Consider the following 21,215-nt stretch of genomic DNA (forward strand, 5'->3'; position numbering starts at 1 on the left):
GAGAGCCGGTTATGTCTGCGGCACGACCGTTTGACTCAACCGGAGGACCGCTGCGCGGCATTTGTTGCGCGCATCGCGTGAGGCCATTCAACGAAGCTCGGGATAGCCTTGCTGCGCGGCGGCATTCGCGATTGCTTCGATCTCGGCGTACGTCTCTCCCCTGAGTCGCGCGAATCCGCGCAGGCGCAACGTGCGTGCGCGCTCGGCGTCGGCTGCATGAGCGGCATCTAGCGCATCTCGCAGCGCCTGCGTCTGATCCTCGCCGAGCGCACGTGAGGCGATCAGCGGAAGGCCTGGGGCTGAGGCTGTCATGCCGATGGTTTGCACGCCGTCGAACCGTTCGGGGTGCGAATCGTGCAGCAATGCGAACGTGACGCAGTCGATCGCGCCCACGTCGGCCGCGCCGCTCGCCAGCGCGCGTAACGTGGCCGCGTGCGAGCCTGTCCAGAGCACCGAGGCGAAGAAGCGGCCCTCGCGGGCGAGCGGCGCGACCGCGTGGCGCAACGCGTTCATGCCGCTATGCGAATCCGCGCTGTTGCATGCGGCGCGCAAGCCGCGGCACGCTTCGAGCGTTTTCGCGCCGCGTTCCCACGCCTGGGATGAAACGGCGAGCACGCTTCGATAGCGCGGGCCTTCGCAACCGGGTGCGTCGAATATCGGGGTCGCGATCAGGCGGACTTCGTTGGTGAGTCCGAGCACGCGGTACGGAAACCCGCAGGTCTGCGAGAGCAGCAAGTCCTCGCGGCGCCAGTGCGGCATGAGTTCGCCCTCCGGCGTGTTCTCGATCGTGACGTCGCCTATGTCGAACGAGCGCGCCACGATGCCCAGACTGTCACTCAACAGCGAGCGCCACGCCGCCGCATGTTGCGGCGTCACGTTGTACATCGGCAGGGAGGCGATCCAGCGGGTCATGGGCGCATTCTACGCCGCACGCAACTGGCGCGTCGCGCAGCGCGGGGAGATAAGCAAATGGCAATTCGTTGGTTGGTGAGGCGCCGCGCGTTCGGTATGGTGAGGACCTGCGTTGCTTTGCTCTCCGTATGGAGTGGCACCATCCTTCATCGCGGGAACTGGCGGACATGGCCGAATATTTCGACGCAGACCACGCGCGGGAAGTCGCCGCGCTCGCCACCGGGTTCACGGCCCGCACGGAATGGCCCACGTGGCTACTGATTGCCGTGATCTACGGCGGCTGGTTTGCGGTGCTGGCCTTCGTGCGCTCGGGGCTGATCACGCTCGTGGCCGCCACGCCGTGCCTCATCGTGCTGTGCGCATGGCACATGTCGCTCCAGCACGAACTGCTGCACGGTCATCCCACCCGGTTCGCATGGCTGAACATGGCGCTGGGCTGGCCGCCGCTCGCCGTCTGGTTTCCCTATGCGGTCTACCGCGAGAGCCATATGGCGCATCATCGCGACGAAGCGTTGACCGTGCCCGGCATCGACCCCGAAACGAACTACGTGCAGCACGAGCAGTGGGCCCGCCTGCCGCGCTGGCATCGCGTGCTGTGGCACGCACGCAAGAGTTTCGTGGGCCGGGTGGTGATCGGGCCGCCGATGAGCGTGGCTGCCATGCTCGCCGGCGCGGCGAAAGCGCTGCGAAGCGGTGACTGGCGAGACGTGCCGATGTGGCTCGCGCACTGCGCGGCCGTCGTGGTGCTGCTCGCGTGGGTGCAGCGTTACGCGGGCGTGCCGTGGTGGTGGTATCTCGCCGCCGTCACCTGGCCCGCGCTCGGGCTCGCGATGGTCCGCTCGCTGTACGAGCATCGCGCGGTGTCGCATCCGAAGGCGCGCATCGCCATCAACGAGGCCGGGCTCGTCATGCGCTTTCTGTATCTGAACAACAACTACCATCTCGTGCACCACGATCTGCCGCGCTTGCCGTGGTTTCAACTGGCGCGCGCCTATCGCATGCGGCGCGACGACTATCGGCACAAATGCGGCGGATTCGTGATCGAAGGCTACGCCGCGCTGCTCAGGCGTTACGCGTGGCGCGCGACGGATGCCCCCGCGCATCCGTTCGGCGACAACGCCGCGCAGTGACCTTCATTCCCGAAACCGTTTAAAGAAGCGGCGAATGTCGGCCGCGAGAAGATCGGGCTCTTCCATGGCGGCGAAATGGCCGCCGCGCGGCATGTCGGTCCATTGCGCGACATCGAACACGCGCTCGAGCCACGACGGCGGCGGATGATTGATCTCCTTGGGAAAGCGCGCGAAGGCGACGGGCGGCGCCACGCGTTGCTCGGCCGCGAAGCGAAACGGCTGAAGACGGTTCTCCCAGTACATCTGCATGGATGTGCCGATGCTGCCGGTGAACCAGTACAGTGAAAGATCCGTCAGCAAGGTGTCCTTCGAGAACCGGCGCTCGATGTCACCGTCGCAGTCGCTCCATGCGCGAAACTTCTCGCCGATCCACGCGGCCAGTCCCGCGGGAGAGTCGTTGAGCGCCGCTGCCGCCGTCTGCGGCTTCGTGCTGTGCATATGCGCGTAGCCGCCCTCCAGCGCTGCCCAGTCGGTCTTTTCGCGCAGATAGGCCTGTTCCGCCGGGGTGAGCGGGGCTTGCGCGGCGTCGATTGCCGGTTCGTAGGAGCTGGGCAGGAAGTTCAGATGGATGCCCTCGACGGCCGGGCTGTGCCGCGCGGCGAGCGCAATGGACACGCCCGCGCCGAGGTCGCCGCCCTGCGCACCGAAACGCTCGTAGCCGAGACCGCGCATCAGCGCGGCCCACAGGTCTGCGATCTGGAACGCGGAGGTGCCGGGCGCCGCCGGCGCGGGTGAAAAGGCAAAGCCCGGCAGCGACGGGACGACGACGTCGAACGCTTCGGCCGGGTCCGCGCCGAATGCGGCGGGGTCGCAGAGCCGGTCGAGCAGCGCATGGAATTCGACGAACGACCCCGGCCAGCCGTGCGTGATGACGAGCGGATAGGGCTTCGGGCCCGCGCCGCGCCGATGCACGAAGTGCACGCGCTGGCTACCTGCGCCACCCGCACCGCCTACTTCGGCCATGAACTGCGGCAACTGGTTCAGCGCGCATTCGGCGGCGCGCCAGTCGTATTCGTCTGCCCAATACGCGACGAGCTCGCGCAGCCACGCAGTGTCGGCCCCTTGTTGCCACGCCGGCGAGGGCGTAGCGTTGGCCCAGCGCGTGGCGCGCAAACGCCGGCGCAGGTCGTCGAGTGCCTCTTCGGGAACGCGAATTTCGAATCGGTCGATATGCATGGTGGTTCATCCGTACGCTGGCAGGCCGAGGAACTGACGATTATGAGCGAATTCGCCGCAGCGCACCGGCCGCCCCCAGGGACCCTTCGAATTCCATCGATCGCTTACCAGATGTTTATCGAGCCATCGATTTAATTTATCGGCATTTGGCCGGCGCGGCAGGGCGGTGCGCCGCCTCATCCGGGCGAGGCGGCGCGGCGCAAACCCCACGGCGTCCATGGTTGCCGGTATTTTCAGCCGTCGGCTCCCGCACTCGCGTATTGGCGCCAGCGGTATTATTTGCGCAGTCCAGGTAATAGCCCTGGCTACTAGCGCGGTGGGGCCGATTCGTACCGTAGCGCCACGCTTCGAATCAGCAGCAGAGGTCCCAATGATCATCGACATTCACGGCCACTACACTACGGCGCCTGCAGCGCTGGAGGCGTGGCGCAAACGCCAGATAGCGGGCATCGCCCATCCGTCCGGGATGCCGAAGGCATCGGAGCTGAAGATCAGCGACGACGAATTGCGCGAATCGATCGAACTCAATCAGCTCAAGCTGATGCGCGAGCGCGGTCTCGATCTGACGATTTTCAGCCCGCGCGCGAGTTTCATGGCCCATCACATTGGCGACTTCGAGGTGTCGAGCACTTGGGCCGCGATCTGCAATGAGCTGTGCCACCGCGTGAGCGAGCTTTTTCCGGAGCATTTCGTGCCGGCCGCGATGCTGCCGCAAAGCCCGGGTGTCGATCCCGCCACGTGCGTGCCGGAACTCGTCAAGTGCGTGGAGCAGTACGGCAATGTAGCGGTCAACCTGAACCCCGATCCCTCGGGCGGCCACTGGACGAGCCCGCCGCTTTCCGATCGCCACTGGTACCCGATCTACGAGAAGCTCGTCGACTACGACATTCCCGCGATGATCCACGTAAGCACGAGCTGCAACGCGTGCTTCCACACTACGGGCGCGCACTACCTGAACGCGGACACGACTGCGTTCATGCAGTGCCTGACGTCGGACCTGTTCCGCGATTTCCCCACGCTGCGTTTCGTGATTCCGCACGGGGGCGGCGCGGTGCCCTATCACTGGGGACGCTTCCGCGGTCTCGCGCAGGAGCTGAAGAAACCGCCGCTCAGCGAGCATCTGCTGAATAACGTGTTCTTCGACACCTGCGTCTATCACCAGCCCGGCATCGACTTGCTCACGCGCGTGATTCCCGTGGACAACATTCTGTTCGCGAGCGAAATGATCGGTGCGGTGCGCGGCATCGACCCGGAAACGGGCCACAACTACGACGACACGAAGCGCTATATCGAAGCCGCGCATGTCGATGCCGCGGATCGCTACAAGATTTACGAAGGCAACGCGCGCCGCGTGTATCCGCGCCTCGACGCGCGGCTCAAGGCAAAGGGGTTGTGAGCGCGCGCGTAGCGGCTCGCAGTCCATGCGACACCAGCGAAGCGCAAGACAAGGCGGCCTCGCTCACTCTGGACTGAAACGGAAGTCAATGACAAAGGACGATGTGAAAAGCAACGCCGCACTGGCGGGGGTCGGGTCGATGGCGACGCGTCTCCTGCTCGCGGACCTCGCCGAGCAATACGAGCGTGAAACGGGGCAGCGGCTGACCGTTGCGGCGATAGGCGGCGTGGAAGCCGCGCGCCGCGTGCAGGCCGGCGCGGCATTCGATTTCGCTGTGCTGGCCTCGGCGGCGATCGACCGCCTGGCGGCGGGCGGGCACCTCGTCGGTGCGCGCACGGACGTCGTGCACTCCGGCATGGCGGCGGCCGTCGCCGCCGGCGCGGCGCACCCGGATATCGGCACCGAGGACGCACTGCGCGAGACGATGCTGCGCGCGGCGCGCATCGGCTATTCGACGGGGCCTAGCGGCGACCATCTGTTGCGGCTGGTCGAGCGCTGGGGCGTGGCCGAAACGCTCAGGCCGCGCCTCGTGATGGCGCAGCCGGGCGTGCCGGTGGCGAGCCTGATCGCGGCCGGTGAGGTCGAGATCGGCTTTCAGCAATTGAGCGAGCTAAAGGATGTGCCGGGCGTGGACGTGATCGGGCCGCTCCCGGCCGGGGCGCAACTCGTCACGGTCTTTTCCGCGGCGATCTGTGCGGTGTCGCAGCAGCGGCAGGCGGCAGCGGATTTCCTCGCGTTCCTCGGTTCGGCGCGCGCCGAGGCGACCAAGCGGGCGTTCGGCATGGAGCCGGCCGGCAACGCGGCGTACGGGCCGTAGCAGGGCACGAGCAAGACGGCAATAAGGGAAATAGAAGGGGCAATATAGAAGGGGCAATAACGCGATTGGATTGGACATTTCATGTCGCATGGTCTACGTATCCAAAGTAATTAGGCTTACTAATCAGAAAAAACAGAATCGGAGGCGTGAAAGTGAATCAGAAAAAAACCAGGACGTACGACACCAGGAGGCAAGCATGAGAAACCTGCATACCCGATGGCTTTTCACGAGCGTGCGCGCTCGTGCCGCCTCGCTGCTCTCGCTGCTCTCGCTGTTCGCGCTCTTCGCGGCGGCCACGCTCGTGGCCGCGTGCGGCAGTGGCGGTAGTGGCAGCAGTAGCGCCGATGCATCGAAAGCGCCGCTTGCAGTCGTGGCGCCCGTGGTGGATTGCTCGAAGCTGGCGTCGGTCGATATCACCGATATTGGCGGCGCGGGCAGCGCGATTACTTCGGCTAGCGTGACCACGGCGACCATCAACGGTGCTTCTGTCAACTTCTGTACCGTAAAGGGCACGCTCGCGCCTTCGAATACGTTCGAAGTGGCACTGCCGGTGAGCACGTGGACGCAGCGCTTTGCGGCGCTGGGCTGTGGAGGCCTGTGCGGCAACCTGAGCGACCCGACCCAGCAGTCGTCGTTCAGCTTCAGCTACACGTGCCCGCTCGTGCAGGAAGGCGGCTTCGTGACGGCGGCGACCGACATGGGCCACTCGGGCAACGACACGACGTGGACTACGGACCCGCAAAAACAGGCCGATTTCGCCTATCGCGGGCAGCACATCACGACGCTCACGGCGGAGAAGCTCATCAAGGCGTACTACGGCCAGACGCAGAAGTACGCGTACTTCATCGGCTGCTCGGACGGCGGCCGCGAAGCGCTGATGGCCGCCCAACGCTATCCGAACGACTATAACGGCATCATTGCGGGCGCGCCGGCTGCGCACTTCCAGATCCAGAACTCGCTGTATCACGGCTGGAGCGTGGAGTCGCAAAGCACGACCGGCGACAGCACCGGCAACGCCGTTCTGTACGCCGACAAGGCGCTCATGCTGCACAAGGCAGTCATCGCGGCATGCGGCGGCCAGGCGGGTGTGCCCGATGGTCTGATCGCCGATCCGCGCACCTGCAATTTCGATCCCGCATCGATCCAGTGTGCGCAGGGCGCGACGAACACGAGCAACTGTCTGACCGCAGCCGAAGTCGCCACCGCGAGCAAGATCTATGGCGGACCGGTCGACGCGACAACGGGTGAGCGCATGCTGGCCGGCTCCCCGCAGATGGGCTCGGAGGAGAACTGGGTCGGCGTGGAAGTGCCCACGACGAATTCGACGGCCACGCCGGTATCGGTGAAGAGCCTGTTCAGCTACATGATCGTGACGGGTGCTTATAACCTGATCTTCACGGGCTCGCCCACCATGCCGACCATCGACACCTTCGGCTACACGGATGCGAGCTTCTACCCGACCTACCTGCAGGCCAACCATCCGCTGATGGACGCGACGAACCCCGATCTATCGGCGTTCAAGAAGGCGGGCGGCAAGCTGATCCTGTGGCACGGCTGGGCGGATCAACACATTTCGCCGCTCTTCACGATCCAGTACTACGAAGCGATGCAGAACACGATGGGCGCTTCGAACGTGAGCGATTTCGCGCGCCTGTACCTCGTGCCCGGCGTGGCCCACTGCGGCGGCGGCGAAGGCTTCCCGAACATCGACCTCGTCTCGCAGATCACGGCGTGGGCCGAGCAGGGCACGGCGCCGAATGCGGTCATGACGTACCAGACCGATTCGTCGAACAACGTGACGGCCAGCCGCCCGGTTTATCCGTACCCGGCCGTCGCGCAGTTCACGGGCACCGGCGACTGGCACCTCGGTGCGAACTGGACGCAGGGCGCACCGCTGTACAACCAGCCGACGCATACCTGGGCAGGCTCGAGCTTCTATGCGACGTACACGCCGACTACGCAGGCTGTTGCCGCGCCTTAACGGGTGAATTTCCGGCACACTCGTTTGATTCGACGTTGAACCGGCCAGCCCTTCGGGGCTGGTTTTGTTTTGGAAGCGATAACTGAATCGCATGGCATATGCGGGGCAAGGGCAGCGGCTCGAACGGCGCCGCCGCCTCGAAAAGCGGCGCGTATGGAAGCGGCCCCCGGCGATGTAGCGGCAACTGAATTCCGCACGATCGTCCAGCGCGTTTGCGAATCCTTTCGGAGAACATCGATTTTGTTTATCACGCTGGATTCGATTCCAGCCCCGGGCCGCGACAGGCAAAGCGCGGGCCGATTGCGCATGGCCTTTACGCGGCGCGGCTTCCCGGGCGGTATCGCGGGTGCGAGCGTGCGGGAATCGCCCATGCGGACGGGCAAGGACGTATCCAATACGTGGTTAACCCGCACTTTCAGACGAGGGGTTGGCCACCTATCGTGCCCCCGACGGATAGCAGTTCGTTGAAATTCGACTCGGGCACGAGCGAGCGGCAGACCACAGAACGGACAGGAGACGACAGATGTCTGGCAGCAAAACAATCGATATCAAGGCGTTCATCGACGAACGCCACATTTCGGCCTACCAGTGGCTACTGGTGGCGCTGTGCTTCCTCGCGGTGACAGCCGATGGCATGGACGTGGCCATCATGGGCTTCGTCGCGCCCTCCATCATTCACGAGTGGGGCATTTCGCGTCCCGAGTTCGGTCTCGTCATGAGCGCGGCGCCCATCGGTCTCGTGATCGGCGCGCTGGCCGCCGGCCCGGCTTCTGACCGCGTTGGCCGCAAGTGGGTGCTGATCACCTCTGTGTTCCTCTTCGGCGTGTTCACGATCCTCACGGCGTTCACGCAGTCGCCGGTTTCGATGGCGGCGCTGCGCGTGCTGACCGGCATCGGTCTTGGCGCGGCCATGCCGAACTCCACGACGCTGCTCTCGGAGTACTCGCCGCAACGCCGCCGCGCGCTGCTCATCACGATCATGTTCACGGGCTTCAACCTCGGCTCGGCGTTGATCGGCTTCGCGGCTGGCTGGCTCGTGCCGAACCATGGCTGGCGCGCGGTGCTGATTTTCGGCGGCGCCATTCCGCTCGCACTCGTGCCGCTGCAGGCCTGGCTGCTGCCGGAATCGGCGCGTCTGCTCGCCGTGCGGGGCGCCACGAGCAAGCGCATTGCCGCGACGCTGAACCGCGTGACCGGCGCGAGTTTCGCGGGCGACGAGAACTTCGTTTCGACGGAGCCGCCGCTGCCCACGCGCAAGCCGATCGGCGTGCTGTTCTCGGAAGGCTATGGCGTGATGACCATCGCGCTGTGGGTCACGTATTTCATGGGTCTGCTCGTCATCTATCTGCTGACCGGCTGGCTGCCCACGCTGATCAAGGACGCGGGCCTCTCCATCACGGTGGCGGCGAACGTCACGGCCATGTTCCAGATCGGCGGCACGATCGGCGCCGTGCTGGTGGGCTGGATCATGGACAAGGTGCGCCCGGCGCGCGTGATCAGCGCGGCGTATGTCGGCGGCGGCATCTGCGTGCTGGCGCTGGCCGGTGTGGGGGCGCTTTCTTCGTCGCTCGCGCTGCTGGTGTTTGCCGCGGGCTTCTGCATGAGCGGTGCGCAAACGGGCCTGAACGCCTACGCACCGGGCCGTTATCCGACGGTTGCGCGTGCAACGGGTGTGAGCTGGATGTTGGGCATGGGCCGCTTTGGCAGCATCTTCGGCTCGGCCATCGGCGGTGCGCTGCTGGGTCTCGGCTGGGAATTCGCTGCGATTCTCGCCATGCTCGCCGTACCGGCGGTGCTCGCGGCGCTTGCGATCCTTGTTTCGCAGCGTGCGCGTCATTCGGAACCGGCTACGCAGGTGAGCGCGGCACACTGAGCTGGATTTAACAGCAGCGCTGGACTGATCGGCGCGGCGGTGCGAATTGCACTGCCGCGCCGTTTTTTTATTTGGTGTGAGAGCGGAGGCAGCGCCTCCGCCTTAGTGCCGTTCGGCTAGTCAAATTCTGAACGCACCCACCGTTTCGATCACGGTCTGCGCATTCCTGCCCAGCGTATGGGCCGAAATCGAAAAGTGATTCACGAGTGCGCTGTCTTGTTGCGTGAGCGCTTCGATAGGATCGAGAGCCTGCTTGATCTCGGCGATGCCGGCGCTTTGTTCGCAGAGTGGACGCCGTCTGGTCCTGGTCATTGTCTGTGTCGCCGACTCATCCGTTACTTCGTCAGGCGAACCACATACAGCCCCGTCCGGTTCGGAATGCCGGCGACGCTGTAATTCGGGCTGACGGTGAACAGCGCTCCCGGAATTGTTGGAGAATAGGTCACGCCCGCAGCCGTAACGGTCGCCAGCTCGAGTGCAGGAGTGCCCGTCACAGGCTGCGTTGTCGAGAAATTGAACGTCAGCATCCGGTTGTCAAACTGCGTGATATCGCCAGCGCCACCTTCCGTGATTTCGTAGGCGAAGGGCGTCGTGATGCCAGCGGGCACCGGGTCAGGTTTGCCGAGGCAGAGCGTCAAGGCGCGCGTAACGCCACCTGTGGGGGCCTTGAATGTCAGCGTTGCGATATTGTCATTGGAGACCATCGTCATCGCCGTGCCCGCAGCGGTACTCGGGGGGATATCGAGGCGACTGTAGCTGGCCGGACAGTTGAACGTGGTCGATTGCGGCGATGAGGCCGCGTCAGGCGCAGAGGCCGCACCTGGCGAGGATACTCCCGCGGAAGCCGACGAATCCGCCCCTGATGCTCCGCCACCGCCGCCGCTGCCTCCGCCACACGCGGCCAGCAGCACGGCGGCGCTAATCAGACCCATCGAAAATTTTCGGCTCATCAACATTGTTAGCTCCTTATCGTCAGTGAATCGCACATCAGAATTGTCCCGTCACCTGAAAGCCCAGCGTCACGCCCGGCGCGGGGAAGCCGCGCGGCGCGTAGACCGGCGTGCCGGCGAACACGTCATAGGTGAACGCGCCCAGGCGCGAGGATACGGAACCCTTGAAACCAAGGACCGCGCCCGCGAGCTGCGTTCCGGCAAGAAACGCCGTAGATGGTCCCCAAAGGTGGCCGTAGTCGAGGCCCGCATAAAGCAACTGGCCTGTTGCCCCAAGCGGATACTGGAGTTCGTTGCGCCAGTAGAAGCCCTTCTCCGCGGCCAGCATCGTTTCACCGCTGAAGCCGCGAACCGTGTAGCGGCTGCCGATGGTCAAGTCATCGATATAGTTCAGTTCGTCGTTGGTGAACTGCCCGTGCAGCGTGCCGACATAACGCAGCGTCTTACCGGCCACCGCGAACGGCACCGAGAGATTGGCGTCGAGTGTCGCCATGTGGAAATAGTACGTAGGCCCACTCGCTGTATCCGGCATCGCCCCGAGCCAGCCGATACCCTGGCGATAGGCGAGCGTGCCGTCGAACTGCGCCGCGCCGAAGTAATGGCGATTGGTCAGCCCCGCCTCGATGAACGTGTTGTCGCGCTTCTGCTGTGGGATTTCGACGTCATTGATGAAGCTCGCGCCAAAGCGCTTGACTAGCTGAAACTCGACGCCCGAAACATCGTTCTGGCTACGACGAATGACGCGCTCCAGCTTCAGACCCGCTGTCTGCGCGTTTCCGCTCGAAACGAACGTCTGGTTGACCCCGGCAATTTGCTGGTAATACGTGTTCGTGTAGCCGAACAGCGTGCCAGTCCAGTAGCCCCACGGCACCGCATACGAGGCATTCCAGCCGTGTGTCCCGAGGTCATGGTTGCCGAACTGCAAATCCTGGTTGTAGCCACCTGAAAGCACGTCGTTGATGCCCAGGAGGTTATAGAGCGCGAGCGACACGTTGCCGATGTAACGGCCCGTCGCGTCGCTGCCCGAGTTATCCGCCGAGACGACGAGCGACCATGGCTTCGTGCGCTTGACCGTAACCACGACATCACTCTGGCCGGGTTCGGTACCGGGCACTATCTCCATGGAGGCGTCCTGGTTCGGGACGCGCTTCATCTGCTCCAGTCCCTGTTCAAGGTCGCGCAACTGGAGGATGTCGCCGTCGCGAGCCGGAAAGGCGGTTTTCAGCGTGCCCCGTATACTGGCGTCGGCAAACTTCAGGTTGCGGATCACGCCCGGTATGAGCGTGAATTTCATCGTCCCTTTCGAGAGGTCCTGGGTCGGCGCGAGTACGCGTGTCCTGATGTAACCGTGGCTCAGGATGACGCCATGCAGGCCCTTCGCCAGCATGTCAACGCCTTGTTTGCCAACACATTGGCCCTCATAGTGGCGCAGCCAGTCGTGCAGGAATCCGAACGGATCGAGCGGCAACGCCGATGCACCCTTTACACGAACTACCTCAGGCAGCGTATCGGGAACCTCGACCGTGAACGTGTCGATACGAAAGCACGTCGTCTCGACGGGCAGTACAGGGTACTCGCCGACTGCGGTCGCGGTCGAGCGTACAACGGGCGCGGCGACGGTCGCAGCGCGCTGCTGCGCGTCGCGCCGCTGCTCGACCTGCTGTTGCTGCGCCGCATTCGTGCGGGCTGCTACGTCGGGCGCAGTCTGCGCATAAACGGCAAGCGGTACGAGTACCGCGAGCGGCAGCACCGCAAGATTCTTCTTACTTTTCATCGTTATTCGCTGCTTTCGTTATGGTTCTTTTCGTAGCGCTTGCGGAGTTTCTCGTAACGGTTTTCGAATGGATTTGATGCGCGACATATATGCGTGACTCGACTGCGGCCACAAAACACTACTGAGCATTGGTCGAAACCGATGGAGCCTCTGCCACGCATTTCAAGGCGCGCGTCACGGGAACCGGTTCGTCCATACCGTGGTCGTCAATATGCCGAACCGCAGTCCAGCATGCGCCCCGTCCGGTATCGAGAAAGACGTCGTAGTCCTGCCCGGCTACGGGTTTGAACATTACCGCCGGCGCTGCACAGCCGCTCGTCCCACCGTAGCTGCCATAGTAGGTACTCGTTGCGAGTGCCACCGTTACCGGTTTTCCCGCGGGGACGACATACTCTCTGATCATATCCTTGGAAAACAATCCATCGACCTGCATCGATTTTCGTGGACTTGGAGGCATCCCGATCACAACGCTCCGTGATGAATATTTCCAAGAGGTAAGAAAGCCGTCACTTACCCTAACGGCCGTCGCGTCGGTTTCCGACTTGTAGCAGTCTCCCTCCCAGAATGTTGCACTTCGGTCCGGGCCATTAGAAGACAGGACTCTCATGCGTGCGGACACGGCCGGGTCATAGACCGGCGTAGCCGTATCAACGTAATGGGGAGGGGGAATAACGTAAGCGCAAGCACTTAGGCATGCTGATAGTCCAGCCAAAATGAGATGACGTTTCGTATTCGATTCAGTCATAAGAGAGATCAAGCTCAATCTACCATCTAAAAGGATGGGGCCGTACTGATAGCCCCTGTTGAATATTTGCTTTAAGTTTTTCAACCAACCCTGACGAGCCAACCCGCTAGTAAGCCAGCACACACGCCGCCAATCCAGAAAATTGCGAAACAGCGAAGTGATTTAAGTAGACGTGATCGAGCTAGTTTTCCTTCTTCACTTAGGTAGAGATCAGAAAACAACGATTTTCCTTTCAGCATTCTGGCATCGAAAACTGTCTGACCAGACTGAGGGCTATTCACCATTCGAAGGAAGAAGTAGCCCGACGCAAAAAACGATACGGCAGTCAAGACCAGCAGTACGATAAAGACTGCTGCGATGACACTTGCGCAAAACTTGATAGGCAACGAGCGTATTGTGTTGAAGGTCTCGCCAAACAGCAGCGCCGCAATGACCATTACGATCAAAGCCGCGCTCGCCGCAAGAGTCCTTGTATGTACTCTCATCTTCGGTAACGTCCTCACTTGCAAATAGATTGAGTCAAACCGCTCGTGATGTTACTAATCCCCAGCGTACACGTGGTCATATTGGTAACGGACGCGGTTCCCCCTGCGACGGACGGTACGCCTTTGATCGCCACTCCGTAGGACGCGCCGGTCGCTTGACCGTTACTGTAAGTCACCGAGCCACCTACGCCAACGTCAGCAAGGGATACCGCAGTGTTCACGTTAGAGGCTACACCGCGCAAATCGGCCGCGCTCCCTTTATTGAAGCCGACAGAGCCACCAGCAGACGGGTCAAACCCATACCCAGTACCGTATGTAGCGTAGAAGCCTGCGTCGAAATTTGTGTTACCGAATCCCGGCGTGAGATAAAAGCCAACTCCCGCCGAAATCCCATACCCAAGGACGAACGTTCCTCCGACACCAGCCACGGCAGTCACCGCTGGCAACCCTGCTGTCGTGTTAAGTGCCGCCTGCGCATTCGCGCCTGTCGCGTTCATCTGTGCCGTCATCACCGATTCATTGCAAGGCCCAGTCGCCGTGCATGTAGACGGAACCAGGCTCTTTCTCTTCATCAGCGGATCAAGCTGCCGGTTGTAAAGCTGCACATTCGACGCCGTTGCCGCGCCAGCCGTGCCGCCCACCAGAGCGCCGCCCACGCCGGCAACCACGTTCCCTGCAATATTACCCAGCAGGGCAGAACCCGTTGCGGATTCAACGCCTCCCGCAACGTCGTTCAATGCCTGGGCCTCCATCGAGGCCAGGCCTGCGCCCGCTGCACCACCGACGGCCGTGAAAACACTGCCGCCGCCAAGGCCGCCAATCAGCGCGCCGCCTGCCGCCTGCAAGATCGCGCGGCTATCGCCTCCTTCCGTCCATGCCGCAGCGGTTGCGGAATCGCCAGCGTTCTTTGCGGCTTGCTCCTTCATGTCGGCATACGCGCCGATACCCTGTGCGACAACCTGGCCTGCTGCCTGCGCAGCCTGCATCGTGTCGGCCTGCTGGTTCAGGATTGCATTCACGTCCGGCGTCTGCGCGACAGTGCCGTTGGTATTGGTCGTATCGCGGCTCAGGGTCGATACATCCTGCGTCTGCGCTGCCTGGTTCGTGATGTTGATCGAACCCGCGCTGATCGCGCTGCGCGTGGTCGCGCTCGAATCACCGCTTTCGTTCTGCGACATCATCGGTGATACACCACCTGTCCCGCCGACCGAGCCCGGCCCGATTGCCTTGCCGGTACTGCCAACGCCTACGCCCGCGCTAATACCGTTGCTCGTCGCGTCATAATGCGACTGGTTCTGGATATCGCTGAACGTGAGGGTACCGGTCGTCAAAATGTCCCACTGTTCGAAACGGTTCCCTCCGTGCCAATCGCGGTGTTGCCCAGCGCGTAGATGGTGCCCGTATTCGCGACGCCCGTCGCACTGATTCCGACATTGCCGCTCGCATTGACCTTGCCGGACTGCACAAGCTGACCCGCGCTCGTGAGGATGAGGTCGCCCGCCTGCGCTGCAATGGCGCCCGCATTCGCGACACCCACGCCATTCTCCGTGCCGACCAGGATGATGCGGCCACTGTACATGCCACCCAGTTGCGATACGTCGATGGCGACGCCGGGTGCAGGTCCCGTACCTGCGATGGGCGTGGGAACGAGGCTCGTGTAATCGATGTTGTTGGCGCCCGTCACGACATGAAGTGTATTGCCGCCATATATGGCCGCATTCACTTCGAGGGCTCTGGACAACAAATCGACCTCATCGATATTCGAGGCGTTCAGGCCCGCGCCCTGGACAGTAATCAGGCCGCCCCTTACACTGAAGCCCGTCAGATTCCCACTGCCATCGATAAGCGGATTACCGGTCGTTAAAATTCCACGTGCGGTATTGATAAAGCCGCCGCCATCGACCACGATCCCGGAACTGTTCGCAATCACGACATCGGCTTTTTTTCCTGCGACTTCGACGTAACCTCTCAACTGGGACGGATTATTGCTGTTAACCTGGTTGACGATAATCTTCGCTGCGTCATTCGGACCAAAATTCGGATTCCCCGATATTTGCCCGGCGAGTTGCGTGCCTGCAATAACAGGCGAATTATTTAGAATTGTTCCGTTTTTCTGGACGTCGAATTGTGAATATGTATTAAGTGATACGCCAGCCCCGGAGGGCTTGGTGACGTTCACTTGCGGGAGCCCGTTTGCCGTAGTGATTACGTTTGGCGCGTGCGCGCCGGACGGTGCAATCTGTGCTTCGGAGAGGGCTGGCGCGAGACCAAAGAGAACGAGCGCAGCAAACGCTGCATGACGCATTGAAAAGAGCGCAAAGGACTGAAGCGCGCGCGCGGGGCCGGTTTCCCCATGATAGGCGCTACTGTGTCCCGTCGCTGTTTCTGAAACTGCGACCAACATGCCCCGCAGCTTGCTGAAGACAAGCCGATAACAACGGTCATTCATTTTTATTAACTCTTGAGGCCAGATGATGTCCGGCATCGCTACCAAAGGCGCGCGCGAAAGACAAAATCATCGCCTGGGCGGCAGAAAAAATCCGTCAACAATCGTTAAGCGAAATGACGATCGACAAGAATTCGGGCTAAACAAATTTCGAGATACCTGATTCGCATTACTTACGCTTCGCTAGCGCCGTGCATGTCCCGTTCTATCAGTTGTGCTGACAAGATTTTTGGACTGCGGCTCAGCATGCGGATAACGGCTTCCATGCAAACGGTTGGATATCGACGCGCGGTAGGTGTCGATTACGGCGCTCAGTTCGCCGGCCACTGGCGGGTGTGCACTCGTGGTCTCCGACGTTTTTCGATTGGGTTGTCCCGCTGACCGCTGCTTATCGGCCAGTGTTTTTCGATCATGAATGGGGCGGTTCGGGGGCAAAATTCGTCGCCGCGGCGAAGGAGGGCGATAAATGGAGCGGGGTGCCGGGGCGCCACGGCTGAAACCGCACGGCATAAGGCTTGCAGCCAGGAAGGCAAAGGGTTCGAGGCATTCGAGCGGGCGTTTGCATGCACGATACCCGATGACTTCTTCGCAAGTCCCTAAAAGCAGATTCGATACGACCGTTCGAAATGCATCCCGCAGGACCTGGGCGGCTACGCCAGGCGCGCCGCCCGGAAGCGCAGCAAGCGACATAACGCATACAATTGAGCCAGACACACTCAAAATTGAACGGCGATGCGCATTCTCGTGATCGAAGACGAGCCGAAGACCGGCGCGTATCTGAAGAAGGGCTTCGAGGAATCCGGCTATGCCGTGGATGTCGCGGCGGACGGCGCGGAAGGCCTGATTCTCGCGAAAGAGGCGGCGTACGACGTGATCGTGCTCGACGTCATGCTGCCCGCGATGGACGGCTGGACGGTGCTCAAGACGCTGCGCGCCACGCACACCACGCCGGTGCTGTTCCTCACCGCGCGCGACGACATCAGCGACCGCGTGAAGGGCCTCGAGCTGGGCGCGGACGACTACCTCGTCAAGCCGTTCGCCTTCGTCGAACTGCTCGCGCGCGTGCGCACGCTGGCCCGCCGCGGCCCCCCGCGCGAAAGCGACGTGCTGCTGCTCGGCGACCTCGAAGTGGACGTCACGCGCCGGCGCGTGAAACGCGGGGCCACGCGCATCGACCTCACGCCGAAGGAGTTCTCGCTGCTGCAGCTGCTCGTGCGGCGACAGGGCGAAGTGCTCACGCGCACGCAGATCGCCTCATACGTGTGGGACATGAACTTCGACAGCGACACCAACGTCGTGGAAGTCGCCATCCGCCGCCTGCGCGCGAAGGTGGACGACGCGTTCGACGTCAAGCTGATCCACACGGTGCGCGGCGTGGGCTACGTCGCCGAAATCAAAGGGAACGCCTGATGCCGCGCATGGCGGTGCGCTCGCTCGCCACCGGCCTCGCGCTGAGTTTCGCGGGTACGACGCTCGCGGTATTCGCGCTCGTGGGCAGCACGCTTTATTTCACGCTGGACCGCGAAGTGAAGCAGCAGGACGACCTCGACATCGTGCTGATTTCGCGCCACACGCGCCGGCTCGCGCAGGAACTGCACAACGAGCATGACGTGCGCGAGCATGCGGAGCGGCTCACGAGCCAGGTGCTCGGCAATCCCGCGCTTTCCATGGAAATACTCGGTACCGGCGGCGCGCAACTGGTCGAGCACAACACGGCGGGCATTGCAGACGCGGCGTTTCCAGAAGCGGCGCTCGCGCGGCGTCTCCCGCCGACGCAACGCATTACCGAAGGCGATGTGGTGGAGTGGCGCAACGCGCGCGGTGTGCCCGTGCGCGGACTCGCTACCGACGCCGCGCTGGCGGACGGCACGCCTGTCACGATCGTCATCGCGCGTGACATGACCGATCGCTGGCAGCTGCTCGATCACTATCGCGAGCGGCTCTACGGTTTCGGCCTGGCGGGCATGCTGCTCGCGTTCCTCATGAGCTGGCTGCTCGTGCGCGAGTCGCTGCGTCCGCTGCGCGAGATGGCGGCGCGCGCGGCCACGGTCACGGTCGACCGGCTCGATACGCCCATCGAAGTCGAACGCGCGCCGAGCGAGCTCGAAGCGCTCACGAAATCGCTCAACGCCATGCTCGACCGTTTGCATGGCGGCTTTGAGCGCATGTCGCAATACACGGCGGATCTCGCGCATGACATGCGTACGCCGCTCGGCAACCTGCGCGGCGCGAACGAAGTGGCGCTCGCACGCGAGCGCACCACGGCCGAATACGAGGCGTTGCTCGAATCGAATCTGGAGGAATGCGAACGGCTTTCGCGCATGATCGAAAGCGTGATCTTTCTCGCGCGCGCGGAGCACCCGCAGTTCATGACGACGCTCGCGGAGTTCGACGTGCACGATGCGCTCACGCAGATTGCCGACTACTTCGAAGGTCTCGCCGACGAAGCGGGCGTGCAAATCCGCGTGGAGGGCGAGGGCCGCCTGCGCGCGGACAAGGAGCTGTTCCGGCGCGCCGTGGGCAACCTGCTCGCCAATGCGCTGCGCTATACGCCGCGCGGCGCGGCGATCACGCTGAGCGTCGAGCAGACGCCACGGGCCGTCGAGGTCACGGTGGCCAATCCGGGCACGCCGATCGAAGCCGCGCTGATGGAACGCATTTTCGATCGCTTCTATCGCGCGGATGCGTCGCGCCATCGCGAGGCGCGTGCGGGTGCTTCGGCGGGTTTGGGGCTCGCGATCGTGCGCACGATCATGGCGCTGCACGGCGGCTCGGCGCGCGCCGAAAGCGACGCGGCAAGCACGCGGTTCATCCTGACGTTCGCCCGTTCCTAGCGCTCAGGTCGCTCAGCGCCGCGCGGTCCCAGCCGCCGCCGAGCGCCTGGAGCAGATGCACGCTCGCATCGAGCCTCCTTGCCGCGATCTGCTCCTCGTTGCGTTCGTTCGAGAGCGCGATGGTCTGCGCCGTCACGACATCGAGATAGTTCACCGCGCCCGCCTGGTAGCGGTTGGTGGTGAGCTTGAGCGAGAGTTGCGCGGCGGCGGTGGCGCGCTGCTGGCTTTGCGCTTCGCTCGCCAGCGTGTCGAGCGCGCTCAGGTTGTCTTCGACTTGCTGGAACGCCGTCAGCACGGTTTGCCGGTAGCCGGCTACTGCCGCATCGTATTGTGCGCTCGCGCCTTTGAGCGTGGCGTCGCGCCGGCCGCCGTCGAAGAGTGTGCCCGCCAGTTGCGAGCCGAGCGACCAGAAGAGGCTGGGCGCGCTCAGCCACGGCGCGAAGAACGTGCTTTCGAGGCCCGCCGTCGCCGAGAGCGTGAGATCGGGATAAAAGGCCGCGCGCGCTGCGCCGATTCCTGCATTGGCCGCGGCCACGCGCCGCTCGGCCGCCGCGATGTCGGGACGCCGTTCGAGCAGCGCGGAGGGCACGCCCGCGGGAATCGACGGCACGGCGGCGGGATCGACACGCGGCAGCAGACTGAACGTCGAAGCGGGCACGCCGATCAGCGTGGCGATGGCGTGCTGAAGCTGCGCGCGTTGCACGTCGATGTCGCTATCCGCCGTGCGCGCGCTCTCGAGCTGGGTCTGTGCCTGGGCGACGGCGGAGGCGTCGATCGCGCCATCGGCGAGCTGCTGCTGCACGATGCGCAGCGCCGCCGTGTAGGCGCTCACGGTGTCGTCGAGCAGCTTCTTCTGGCGATCGAGCGAACGCAAATCGAAGTAATCCGTCGCCAGCTGGCTCGCAACCGAAAGGCGCACCGATTCGAGGTCGGCTTGCGTGGCCTGGGCGTTGGCGTGGGCCTGGGTGGTCGCGTCCTTCACGCGCCCGAACAGGTCGGGTTCCCAGCTTGCCGTGAGGCCCGTCGAGTAATCGGGAATCGTCTTGCCCGCAAGCGAATGGTCCACGAGATTCTGCGAGGTCCGGTAACGCTGCGCCGCCACACCCGCCGTGACGGTCGGCGCATAGCCCGCGCGCTGATAGTCGATCATCGCGCGCGCGGCTTCGAGATTGGCGACGGCCTGGCGCACGGTCTGGTTCGACACGTCCACGCGGGCTTCGAGCTGGTCGAGGTCGTTGTCGCCGAAGAGCGTCCACCATGGGCCGCGCGTTTGGGCGTCGGCGGGCGCGGCGACGGTCCAGCCGGGTGCCGCTGCCGGTTGCGTTGTTTGTGTCGCGAAGTGCGCAGGCACGTCCGCCGAGGGCACGCTGTAATGCGGCAACGTGGTGCACGCCGCGAGCGATGCCGCCGTGCAGGCGACGACGATCCGGCGCAGCGCAGGGAGAGGGCGTTCGAACATGATGAGCCTCGCTTACGCTTTCGCTTGCGCAGCCGTCGAGGCTGCCGCCACGCGCACGCTCTGGCCGCTCGCAATGGCGTCGCCGGGATTGTTGATGACGCGATCGGTCGGCGCGAGTCCGGTGGCGATTTCCACATAGGTGCCGAAGTCGCGGCCGATGGTCACCTTGCGCAATTGCACCATGCTCTTTGCATCCACCACCGCGACGGTCACGCCGTCCGGGCGGAACAGCAGCGCGCTCACGGGCAGTTCGAGCGCCGGCGCGGCCGCCGTGAGCGCGAGGTGCACCTGCGCGTAGGCGCCGGGCATCAGCGCGCCGTCGTGATTGTCCGCATCGACTTCCACATGCAACGTGCGGCTCACGGGATCGATCACGTTCGAACTGCGCGCCACGCTGGCTTCGAAACGGCGGCCCGGATATTGCTGCGTCGTCAGCCAGACTGCCGTGCCTGGCGTGACGAGGCTCGCGTCGTCCTGAGGCACGTCCACGTACACGCGCAGCCGGTCGGTCTGCGAGAGATGGAACAGCTCGCCTGGCATCGTGGCGAGGCCGGGCGTGCCGCCCGCGGTGACGAGCGCGCCCACTTGCACGTTGCGCGCCGTGATGACGCCGTCGAAAGGCGCCGTTACGTTCTGGTAGGAAACCAGCTCCTGCAGCCGCGCCACGTTGGCCTGCGCCGCCTGGAGCGTGGCCAGTTTCGCGGCGGCGTCGCTCGTTTTCGCCTGGGCGTCCTGCTCGGAGACCGATTGCGTCTGCAGCATCGTTTGCCAGCGCTGCGCCGTGCTGCTGGCGAAGCGATAGTTGGCCTGTGCGGTGGCTTCGTCGGCGCGCGCCTGCTGGAGTTGCGCATCGAGTTCGGGCGTGTCGATCTGCGCGAGCGTCTGGCCTGCCTTCACGTGCGCGCCGATATCCGCGTACCAGTGCTGCACGTACCCGCTCGTGCGAGCGTAGATCGAGGCGTCGGCCCAGGACATCACCGAGCCGGGCAGCAACAGGTCCTGCGTGGCGGGTGCGCGCGTGGGCGTGAGGGTGGAGACGATCAGCTCGCGCTGTGCCGCGACCTGCTGCGCTTGCGCCGTGCGCGCCTGGAGGCGCGGTACGATGCCCGCCGTGAGGAGCGCCGCGGCGATGGCGAGGCAGGTCAGGCCGGCGACGACAGCCGAGCGACCTCGCGTTGCGGTTCGCGCCGCGGCATCGCGTTCTTCGTGCGGTGTCTGCGATTTCATTATGGAATCC

17 protein-coding genes are annotated in these 21,215 nt (G+C 63.7%); 7 read left to right on the top strand and 10 right to left on the bottom strand.

Annotated elements, in window-relative coordinates:
* Positions 1-87: 87 nt before the first annotated feature.
* Complete coding sequence (locus AB4Y43_RS09930; protein WP_368727709.1) at positions 88-912, bottom strand: phosphate/phosphite/phosphonate ABC transporter substrate-binding protein; 825 nt, start codon at positions 910-912, stop codon at positions 88-90.
* A gap of 128 nt (positions 913-1,040) precedes the next feature.
* On the opposite strand from AB4Y43_RS09930, the gene AB4Y43_RS09935 reads away from it, so the two are divergent.
* Positions 1,041-2,042, top strand: a complete 1,002-nt coding sequence (locus AB4Y43_RS09935) for a fatty acid desaturase (RefSeq protein WP_368727710.1) — start codon at positions 1,041-1,043, stop codon at positions 2,040-2,042.
* A 3-nt stretch (positions 2,043-2,045) separates the two neighbouring features.
* On the opposite strand, the gene AB4Y43_RS09940 is transcribed toward AB4Y43_RS09935, so the two are convergent.
* Positions 2,046-3,218 (bottom strand): epoxide hydrolase family protein, encoded by a 1,173-nt coding sequence (locus AB4Y43_RS09940; protein WP_368727711.1) that lies wholly within the window; start codon positions 3,216-3,218, stop codon positions 2,046-2,048.
* Positions 3,219-3,588: 370 nt separating this feature from the next.
* On the opposite strand from AB4Y43_RS09940, the gene AB4Y43_RS09945 reads away from it, so the two are divergent.
* The 4 genes from AB4Y43_RS09945 (at position 3,589) to AB4Y43_RS09960 (ending at position 9,285) form a co-directional block, all read left to right on the top strand.
* The gene (locus AB4Y43_RS09945; protein ID WP_368727712.1) at positions 3,589-4,614 is read left to right on the top strand and encodes an amidohydrolase family protein; all 1,026 of its coding nucleotides are present in this window, start codon (positions 3,589-3,591) and stop codon (positions 4,612-4,614) included.
* 88 nt (positions 4,615-4,702) lie between these two features.
* The gene (locus tag AB4Y43_RS09950; protein WP_368727713.1) at positions 4,703-5,431 is read left to right on the top strand and encodes a substrate-binding domain-containing protein; all 729 of its coding nucleotides are present in this window, start codon (positions 4,703-4,705) and stop codon (positions 5,429-5,431) included.
* A 196-nt stretch (positions 5,432-5,627) separates the two neighbouring features.
* Positions 5,628-7,412, top strand: coding sequence for a tannase/feruloyl esterase family alpha/beta hydrolase (locus AB4Y43_RS09955; RefSeq protein WP_368727714.1), 1,785 nt, complete (start codon positions 5,628-5,630; stop codon positions 7,410-7,412).
* Positions 7,413-7,935: 523 nt separating this feature from the next.
* On the top strand, positions 7,936-9,285 hold the full coding sequence (locus tag AB4Y43_RS09960; RefSeq protein ID WP_342948691.1) for an MFS transporter: 1,350 nt from the start codon (positions 7,936-7,938) through the stop codon (positions 9,283-9,285).
* 120 nt (positions 9,286-9,405) lie between these two features.
* Here AB4Y43_RS09960 and AB4Y43_RS09965 read toward each other — a convergent pair whose 3' ends face one another.
* The 6 genes from AB4Y43_RS09965 to AB4Y43_RS09990 form a co-directional block, all read right to left on the bottom strand.
* Positions 9,406-9,597: a hypothetical protein gene (locus tag AB4Y43_RS09965; protein WP_368727715.1), complete on the bottom strand. Its 192-nt coding sequence runs from the start codon at positions 9,595-9,597 to the stop codon at positions 9,406-9,408.
* Between the two features lie 23 nt (positions 9,598-9,620).
* A complete protein-coding gene (locus AB4Y43_RS09970) occupies positions 9,621-10,241 on the bottom strand; it encodes a hypothetical protein (protein WP_368602637.1) in 621 nt (206 codons plus the stop codon).
* Positions 10,242-10,272: 31 nt separating this feature from the next.
* Positions 10,273-12,009 carry a ShlB/FhaC/HecB family hemolysin secretion/activation protein gene (locus AB4Y43_RS09975; RefSeq protein ID WP_368727716.1) on the bottom strand — a complete coding sequence of 579 codons (1,737 nt, stop codon included), beginning with the start codon at positions 12,007-12,009 and terminating at the stop codon, positions 10,273-10,275.
* Positions 12,010-12,834: 825 nt separating this feature from the next.
* Entirely contained in the window at positions 12,835-13,239 is a 405-nt protein-coding gene (locus tag AB4Y43_RS09980; protein WP_368727717.1) for a hypothetical protein, read from the bottom strand.
* Between the two features lie 14 nt (positions 13,240-13,253).
* Complete coding sequence (locus AB4Y43_RS09985; RefSeq protein WP_368727718.1) at positions 13,254-14,570, bottom strand: hypothetical protein; 1,317 nt, start codon at positions 14,568-14,570, stop codon at positions 13,254-13,256.
* The gene (locus tag AB4Y43_RS09990; RefSeq protein ID WP_368727719.1) at positions 14,567-15,724 is read right to left on the bottom strand and encodes a filamentous hemagglutinin N-terminal domain-containing protein; all 1,158 of its coding nucleotides are present in this window, start codon (positions 15,722-15,724) and stop codon (positions 14,567-14,569) included. Before AB4Y43_RS09990 ends, AB4Y43_RS09985 begins: the two co-directional genes overlap by 4 nt.
* Before the next feature lie 693 nt (positions 15,725-16,417).
* Here AB4Y43_RS09990 and AB4Y43_RS09995 point away from each other — a divergent pair.
* A complete protein-coding gene (locus tag AB4Y43_RS09995) occupies positions 16,418-17,095 on the top strand; it encodes a heavy metal response regulator transcription factor (protein WP_069263361.1) in 678 nt (225 codons plus the stop codon).
* Between the two features lie 8 nt (positions 17,096-17,103).
* The gene (locus AB4Y43_RS10000) at positions 17,104-18,519 is read left to right on the top strand and encodes a heavy metal sensor histidine kinase (RefSeq protein ID WP_368618358.1); all 1,416 of its coding nucleotides are present in this window, start codon (positions 17,104-17,106) and stop codon (positions 18,517-18,519) included.
* On the opposite strand, the gene AB4Y43_RS10005 is transcribed toward AB4Y43_RS10000, so the two are convergent.
* Positions 18,494-19,978: an efflux transporter outer membrane subunit gene (locus AB4Y43_RS10005; protein WP_368727720.1), complete on the bottom strand. Its 1,485-nt coding sequence runs from the start codon at positions 19,976-19,978 to the stop codon at positions 18,494-18,496. The genes AB4Y43_RS10000 and AB4Y43_RS10005 overlap by 26 nt on opposite strands.
* 12 nt (positions 19,979-19,990) lie before the next feature.
* A complete protein-coding gene (locus tag AB4Y43_RS10010; protein ID WP_368727721.1) occupies positions 19,991-21,205 on the bottom strand; it encodes an efflux RND transporter periplasmic adaptor subunit in 1,215 nt (404 codons plus the stop codon).
* Between the last annotated feature and the right edge of the window lie 10 nt (positions 21,206-21,215).

Source organism: Paraburkholderia sp. BR10872 (assembly GCF_040965835.1).
In the GTDB taxonomy this organism is placed as follows: domain Bacteria; phylum Pseudomonadota; class Gammaproteobacteria; order Burkholderiales; family Burkholderiaceae; genus Paraburkholderia; species Paraburkholderia nodosa_A.

Coding starts and splice junctions, on each gene's coding strand:
- AB4Y43_RS09930 (WP_368727709.1), bottom strand. CDS start 912: ATGACCCGCTGGATCGCCTCCCTGCCGATGTACAACGTGACGCCGCAA.
- AB4Y43_RS09945 (WP_368727712.1), top strand. CDS start 3,589: ATGATCATCGACATTCACGGCCACTACACTACGGCGCCTGCAGCGCTG.
- AB4Y43_RS09990 (WP_368727719.1), bottom strand. CDS start 15,724: ATGCCGGACATCATCTGGCCTCAAGAGTTAATAAAAATGAATGACCGT.
- AB4Y43_RS10005 (WP_368727720.1), bottom strand. CDS start 19,978: ATGTTCGAACGCCCTCTCCCTGCGCTGCGCCGGATCGTCGTCGCCTGC.
- AB4Y43_RS09955 (WP_368727714.1), top strand. CDS start 5,628: ATGAGAAACCTGCATACCCGATGGCTTTTCACGAGCGTGCGCGCTCGT.
- AB4Y43_RS10010 (WP_368727721.1), bottom strand. CDS start 21,205: ATGAAATCGCAGACACCGCACGAAGAACGCGATGCCGCGGCGCGAACC.
- AB4Y43_RS09975 (WP_368727716.1), bottom strand. CDS start 12,009: ATGAAAAGTAAGAAGAATCTTGCGGTGCTGCCGCTCGCGGTACTCGTA.
- AB4Y43_RS10000 (WP_368618358.1), top strand. CDS start 17,104: ATGGCGGTGCGCTCGCTCGCCACCGGCCTCGCGCTGAGTTTCGCGGGT.
- AB4Y43_RS09940 (WP_368727711.1), bottom strand. CDS start 3,218: ATGCATATCGACCGATTCGAAATTCGCGTTCCCGAAGAGGCACTCGAC.
- AB4Y43_RS09950 (WP_368727713.1), top strand. CDS start 4,703: ATGACAAAGGACGATGTGAAAAGCAACGCCGCACTGGCGGGGGTCGGG.
- AB4Y43_RS09995 (WP_069263361.1), top strand. CDS start 16,418: ATGCGCATTCTCGTGATCGAAGACGAGCCGAAGACCGGCGCGTATCTG.
- AB4Y43_RS09980 (WP_368727717.1), bottom strand. CDS start 13,239: ATGAGAGTACATACAAGGACTCTTGCGGCGAGCGCGGCTTTGATCGTA.
- AB4Y43_RS09935 (WP_368727710.1), top strand. CDS start 1,041: ATGGAGTGGCACCATCCTTCATCGCGGGAACTGGCGGACATGGCCGAA.
- AB4Y43_RS09965 (WP_368727715.1), bottom strand. CDS start 9,597: ATGACCAGGACCAGACGGCGTCCACTCTGCGAACAAAGCGCCGGCATC.
- AB4Y43_RS09960 (WP_342948691.1), top strand. CDS start 7,936: ATGTCTGGCAGCAAAACAATCGATATCAAGGCGTTCATCGACGAACGC.
- AB4Y43_RS09970 (WP_368602637.1), bottom strand. CDS start 10,241: ATGTTGATGAGCCGAAAATTTTCGATGGGTCTGATTAGCGCCGCCGTG.